The 5,587-nt window shown below is 53.8% G+C and carries 5 protein-coding genes; 3 read left to right on the plus strand and 2 right to left on the minus strand.

Annotation, left to right across the window (positions count from 1 at the left end):
• Positions 1–140 precede the first annotated feature (140 nt).
• The gene (locus ADJ24_RS11620; protein ID WP_023310162.1) at positions 141–1,478 is read left to right on the plus strand and encodes a hemolysin family protein; all 1,338 of its coding nucleotides are present in this window, start codon (positions 141–143) and stop codon (positions 1,476–1,478) included.
• Between the two features lie 70 nt (positions 1,479–1,548).
• Here ADJ24_RS11620 and ADJ24_RS11625 read toward each other — a convergent pair whose 3' ends face one another.
• A complete protein-coding gene (locus tag ADJ24_RS11625; RefSeq protein ID WP_008501430.1) occupies positions 1,549–1,755 on the minus strand; it encodes a DUF1107 domain-containing protein in 207 nt (68 codons plus the stop codon).
• Between the two features lie 324 nt (positions 1,756–2,079).
• On the opposite strand from ADJ24_RS11625, the gene ADJ24_RS11630 reads away from it, so the two are divergent.
• Positions 2,080–2,637: a YtfJ family protein gene (locus ADJ24_RS11630; protein ID WP_023310161.1), complete on the plus strand. Its 558-nt coding sequence runs from the start codon at positions 2,080–2,082 to the stop codon at positions 2,635–2,637.
• On the opposite strand, the gene cysQ is transcribed toward ADJ24_RS11630, so the two are convergent.
• Entirely contained in the window at positions 2,631–3,371 is a 741-nt protein-coding gene (gene cysQ / locus ADJ24_RS11635; RefSeq protein ID WP_023310160.1) for a 3'(2'),5'-bisphosphate nucleotidase CysQ, read from the minus strand. The genes ADJ24_RS11630 and cysQ overlap by 7 nt on opposite strands.
• Before the next feature lie 190 nt (positions 3,372–3,561).
• Here cysQ and ADJ24_RS11640 point away from each other — a divergent pair, with 190 nt between their 5' ends.
• Positions 3,562–5,505 carry a bifunctional 2',3'-cyclic-nucleotide 2'-phosphodiesterase/3'-nucleotidase gene (locus ADJ24_RS11640; RefSeq protein ID WP_023310159.1) on the plus strand — a complete coding sequence of 648 codons (1,944 nt, stop codon included), beginning with the start codon at positions 3,562–3,564 and terminating at the stop codon, positions 5,503–5,505.
• Positions 5,506–5,587: the final 82 nt, after the last annotated feature.

Here is a 5,587-nt window from a genome sequence, read left to right on the forward strand (position 1 = left end):
CCTCTGGCAGATTTACATCTCTTTACGCTATACTACCCGCTGAAATAATCAGCTCAACGCTACGAGCTGACGTTCAATGTGTTTCCACACAAATGGTATCAACTCCCCTTCTGAGGATCTGGCGAGAAGCCGGATAAACTATGTTAAACAGTATTTTAGTAATACTTTGTCTGATTGCCGTCAGCGCGTTTTTCTCGATATCTGAGATCTCGCTGGCCGCGTCCCGTAAAATCAAACTGAAGCTGCTTGCCGATGAAGGCAACATCAATGCCACCCGCATCCTGAAAATGCAGGAAAACCCCGGGATGTTCTTCACCGTGGTGCAGATTGGCCTCAACGCGGTCGCCATTCTCGGCGGTATCGTGGGTGATGCGGCGTTTTCCCCGGCGTTTTATAGTCTGTTTGTTAAGTACATGTCCGTTGAACTGGCCGAACAGCTCAGCTTTATCCTCTCCTTCTCGCTGGTAACCGGCCTGTTCATCCTCTTTGCAGACCTGACCCCGAAACGCATCGGTATGATTGCGCCAGAAGCTGTGGCTTTGCGTATCATCAACCCGATGCGCTTCTGTCTGTACGTGTTTCGTCCGCTGGTGTGGTTCTTTAACGGCCTGGCGAACGTGATTTTCCGCATCTTTAAGCTGCCTATGGTGCGTAAAGACGACATCACCTCTGACGACATCTATGCGGTAGTAGAAGCCGGCGCGCTGGCCGGGGTGCTGCGCAAGCAGGAGCACGAGCTGATTGAGAACGTGTTCGAACTGGAATCCCGTACCGTACCGTCTTCCATGACGGGCCGTGAAAGCATTATCTGGTTCGATTTACATGAAGATGAGCAGAGCCTGAAGAACAAAGTGGCGCAGCATCCGCACTCTAAGTTCCTGGTCTGTAATGAAGATATTGACCACATCATCGGTTACGTCGACTCCAAAGACCTGCTGAACCGCGTGCTGGCAAACCAGAGCCTGGCACTCAACAGCGGCGTGCAGATCCGCAACACCCTGATTGTGCCGGACACCCTGACGCTCTCAGAAGCGCTGGAAAGTTTCAAAACCGCCGGGGAAGACTTCGCGGTTATCATGAACGAATACGCGCTGGTGGTGGGTATTATCACCCTGAACGACGTGATGACCACGCTGATGGGCGACCTGGTTGGCCAGGGGCTGGAAGAGCAAATTGTTCAGCGTGACGATAATTCATGGCTGATTGATGGCGGCACGCCGATTGAAGACGTAATGCGCGTGCTGGATATCGACGAGTTCCCGCAGTCCGGCAACTACGAGACCATTGGCGGCTTTATGATGTTTATGCTGCGTAAGATCCCGAAACGTACCGACTCGGTGAAGTTCTCCGGCTACAAGTTTGAAGTAGTGGATATTGATAACTACCGCATCGACCAGCTGCTGGTGACGCGCATCGACAACAAACCGACCGTACTGGTGCCAAAGCTGCCGGACGCGGAAGAGAAGGTTTCGGCGTAAAATTCTGGCCCCACAAACATCAACGGCTCCCATTGGGAGCCGTTTTTTTAACTACTGCATAGCACGTTGGTTAAGCCATCTCAGTCTGCAGACGCATAACCTGACGGTTGACTTCGGACATCACAGACAGGTGCTGTTTGTCCTTCACTTTTGGGACAAGGATCTTGCCCTTATCAAACTCAAAAGCGCCAACATCCTTGATATACAACCGTCCACGGAACAGGATCTTCACGTACTTCGCCACCTGAAGCGGGTTGTAGCGTTGGAAAATTTTCATTCTTGTATCTCCTGCGAATCATACGCTCTTGCGGTGCCACAATCGGCCCGACTGTCCTGAGCGCAAATTTTAATGCCCAATGACTATAGACCAGAACTACGGTGTTACCCAGTGTGCATAAGTTTATTTACCGTTTGATTACAATTATTCAGAATAATCTTTGCAAAGCGTGACCGGGCGCAGTATAAGCCGTCGTTTTTTCATGGATATGTGCGTTCGCCCGCAAACTGGCATCCGGATTGCGGGAAAACCACATTGATCGCACTTATGATTAAAAGCGCAAGACCAAGTGGTCGGATCACCTGCAAACAATAAGGAAACGCCATGACCCTACGTAATATCCTTGCAGCAGCCTGTCTGCTGCTGCCCCTGTGGGCTTCCGCTCACAACATTGAAAAAGGACAACGTGTACCGCCAGTCGGCATTGCTGACCGGGGAGAATTGATTCTCGACAATGATAAGTTTAGCTACAAACCCTGGAATAGCGCGCAGCTCGCGGGCAAAGTGAGAGTTGTACAACATATTGCCGGTCGTACATCCGCAAAAGAGAAAAATGCCAACCTGGTGGAAGCGATCAAGGCCGCAAAATTCCCTCACGACCGCTACCAGACGACCACCATTGTTAACACCGACGACGCCATTCCGGGCTCCGGAATGTTTGTGCGCTCCAGTCTTGAGAGCAATAAAAAGCTCTACCCGTGGTCGCAGTTTATCGTCGACAGCAACGGCGTAACCCGTAAGGCCTGGCAGCTGGAGGAAGAGAGCTCCGCGATTATCGTGCTGGATAAAGAGGGCCGCGTACAGTGGGCGAAAGACGGCGCGTTAACCCAGGAAGAGGTGCAGCAGGTTGTCGACCTGCTGCATAAGCTGCTGGCTCAGTAGATAGAGACGCGGAAGCCGGGGTTGAGGAAGGATTCACGCGGGGTATAGTCAAGCGGCTTGCCCTGCCAGTCATGAACATGCGCCCCGGCGGCCGCGGCAACGGCATGACCTGCCGCGGTATCCCAGACGTTGGTTGGCCCAAAGCGAGGGTAGAGCTGCGCATGGCCTTCCGCCACCAGGCAGAATTTCAGCGATGAGCCAATCGAGGTGGTCTGGTGTTCACCCAGCTGCTGCAGGTACTCCTGCAGTTCGCTGTCGCTGTGCGAGCGGCTAATCACCACCAGCGGTGGACGCGCATCGCGCACCTGGATCTGCTTGCGCACGCCGCACTCTTCCTTCCACGCCTTCCCTTCTGCAGCGCTGTACATCACCTTCATTACCGGCGCGTAGACCACGCCCAGCACCGCTTTGCCCTTCTCAATCAGGGCGATATTGACGGTGAATTCACCGTTGCGCTTGATGAACTCTTTTGTCCCGTCCAGCGGATCGACCAGCCAGTAGCGCTGCCAGTGCTGGCGCTCGTCCCAGCTTTGCGGCGCTTCTTCTGACAGAACGGGGATGTCCGGCGTTAAGGCCTGTAACCCTTTCAGGATCACCTTATGCGCCGCGATATCCGCCGCCGTGACCGGAGAGTCGTCGGCTTTGCTGACCACCTCCATAGGTTTACTGCCGTCATATACCTGCATGATGGCATCTCCCGCATCCCGTGCGAGCTGACAAATTTTATCTAGCATTTTCCACCTCTTTGTTAACGCAGTGAGGTTAACTCTTTGTTTTAGTTATATCGTAATGTGAACAATTCCGCTATCTGTGAAGCAATTCCGGTTTCAGGTTACTTTTTTCTGTCAGGATTCACATTTCTGTAAGCAACAAGCTATAGATACATACTCTTTTGTGCTCTGCATCGAAAAAAGGACTCCTCTGATGATTAAGTTTAGTGCAACGCTTCTGGCGACGCTGATTGCAGCGAGCGCGCAGGCGGCGACGGTAGATCTGCGTATTCTGGAAACGACCGATCTGCACAGCAACATGATGGACTTCGACTACTACAAAGATACCCCGACGGAAAAATTCGGCTTGGTACGCACGGCAAGCCTGATCGATGCGGCGCGTGGCGAAGTGAAAAACAGCGTGCTGGTCGACAATGGCGATCTGATTCAGGGCAGTCCGCTCGGGGATTACATGGCGACCAGGGGGCTGAAAAAAGGCGAGATCCATCCTGTTTATAAAGCGATGAACACCCTGGACTATACCGTCGGCAACCTCGGTAACCACGAATTCAACTACGGTCTGACATACCTGCACGATGCGCTCGCTGGTGCCAAATTCCCGTACGTTAACGCCAATATCATCGATGTTAAGACCCAAAAGCCGCTCTTTACTCCTTATCTGATTAAAGAGACAAACGTCGTCGACCAGGACGGTAAAAAACAGACGCTGAAAATCGGCTATATCGGCTTTGTGCCGCCGCAGATCATGACGTGGGATAAAGCTAACCTCGACGGCAAAGTGACCGTTAACGACATCACCGAAACCGCGCGGAAATACGTGCCGGAAATGCGCGAAAAAGGCGCCGATCTGGTAGTCGTTGTCGCCCACTCGGGTCTCTCCGCCGATCCGTATCAGGCCATGGCAGAAAACTCCGTTTACTATCTGAGTGAAGTTCCAGGCGTAGACGCGATCCTGTTCGGCCACGCCCACGCGGTCTTCCCGGGCAAAGATTTCGCCAGCATCAAAGGGGCGGACATTGAGAAAGGGACGCTCAACGGCGTGCCGTCGGTGATGCCGGGCATGTGGGGCGACCATCTTGGCGTGGTGGATCTGGTGCTGAATAACGACGGCGGCAGCTGGAAGGTGACGCAGTCAAAAGCCGAAGCGCGCCCGATTTACGACGCTACGGCTAAAAAATCTCTGGCGGCGGAAGATAAAAAACTGGTCGACGTGCTAAAGCACGATCACGACGCCACGCGCGAATTCGTCAGCAAGCCGATCGGCAAATCCGCCGACAACATGTACAGCTTCCTGGCGCTGGTGCAGGATGACCCGACCGTTCAGGTCGTCAACATGGCGCAGAAAGCCTATGCCGAACACTTTGTGCAGGGCGATCCGGATCTGGCAAAACTGCCGGTTCTGTCAGCCGCTGCGCCATTCAAGGTGGGCGGACGTAAGAACGACCCGGCAAGCTATGTTGAAGTCGAAAAGGGCCAGCTGACCTTCCGTAACGCCGCCGATCTCTACCTCTACCCGAACACGCTGGTGGTGGTAAAAGCGACGGGCCAGGAGGTGAAAGAGTGGCTGGAGTGCTCTGCCGGACAGTTTAACCAGATTGACCCGCACAGCAGTAAGCCGCAGTCGCTGATTAACTGGGACGGCTTCCGTACCTATAACTTCGACGTGATCGACGGCGTGAACTACCAGATTGACGTCACCCAGCCGGCAAAATATGACGGCGAGTGTCAGGCGATCAACCCGCAGGCGGAGCGCATCAAAAACCTGACCTTCAACGGCAAGGCGATTGACCCGAATGCCACCTTCCTGGTCGTGACCAATAACTACCGCGCCTACGGCGGTAAGTTTGCCGGTACGGGAGATAGCCACATCGCCTTTGCCTCGCCGGACGAGAACCGCTCGGTGCTGGCGGCGTGGATCAGCGCGGAGTCGAAGAAGGCGGGCGAAATTCATCTGGCAGTGGACAACAACTGGCGTCTCGCGCCGATCCACAGCGATACGAAACTGGATATCCGCTTCGAAACGTCGCCATCCGATAAGGCAGCCGCGTTTATCAAGGATAAAGCCCAGTATCCGATGAAGAAGGTCGCAACGGATGATATTGGGTTCGCGATTTATCAGGTGGATTTGAGTAAGTAAAACCAAAACGGCAACATGCGTTGCCGTTTTTCGTGTTTGTTCCCTCTCCCTGTGGGAGAGGGTCAGGGTGAGGGCATCAGGC

The organism is Enterobacter sp. 940_PEND (assembly GCF_001059415.1).
GTDB lineage: Bacteria > Pseudomonadota > Gammaproteobacteria > Enterobacterales > Enterobacteriaceae > Enterobacter > Enterobacter cloacae_M.

Bases quoted from the DNA above. Each gene is read 5' to 3' on its own strand.
- ADJ24_RS11620 (WP_023310162.1), top strand. From the start codon at position 141: ATGTTAAACAGTATTTTAGTAATACTTTGTCTGATTGCCGTCAGCGCG.
- ADJ24_RS11625 (WP_008501430.1), bottom strand. From the start codon at position 1,755: ATGAAAATTTTCCAACGCTACAACCCGCTTCAGGTGGCGAAGTACGTG.
- ADJ24_RS11630 (WP_023310161.1), top strand. From the start codon at position 2,080: ATGACCCTACGTAATATCCTTGCAGCAGCCTGTCTGCTGCTGCCCCTG.
- cysQ (WP_023310160.1), bottom strand. From the start codon at position 3,371: ATGCTAGATAAAATTTGTCAGCTCGCACGGGATGCGGGAGATGCCATC.
- ADJ24_RS11640 (WP_023310159.1), top strand. From the start codon at position 3,562: ATGATTAAGTTTAGTGCAACGCTTCTGGCGACGCTGATTGCAGCGAGC.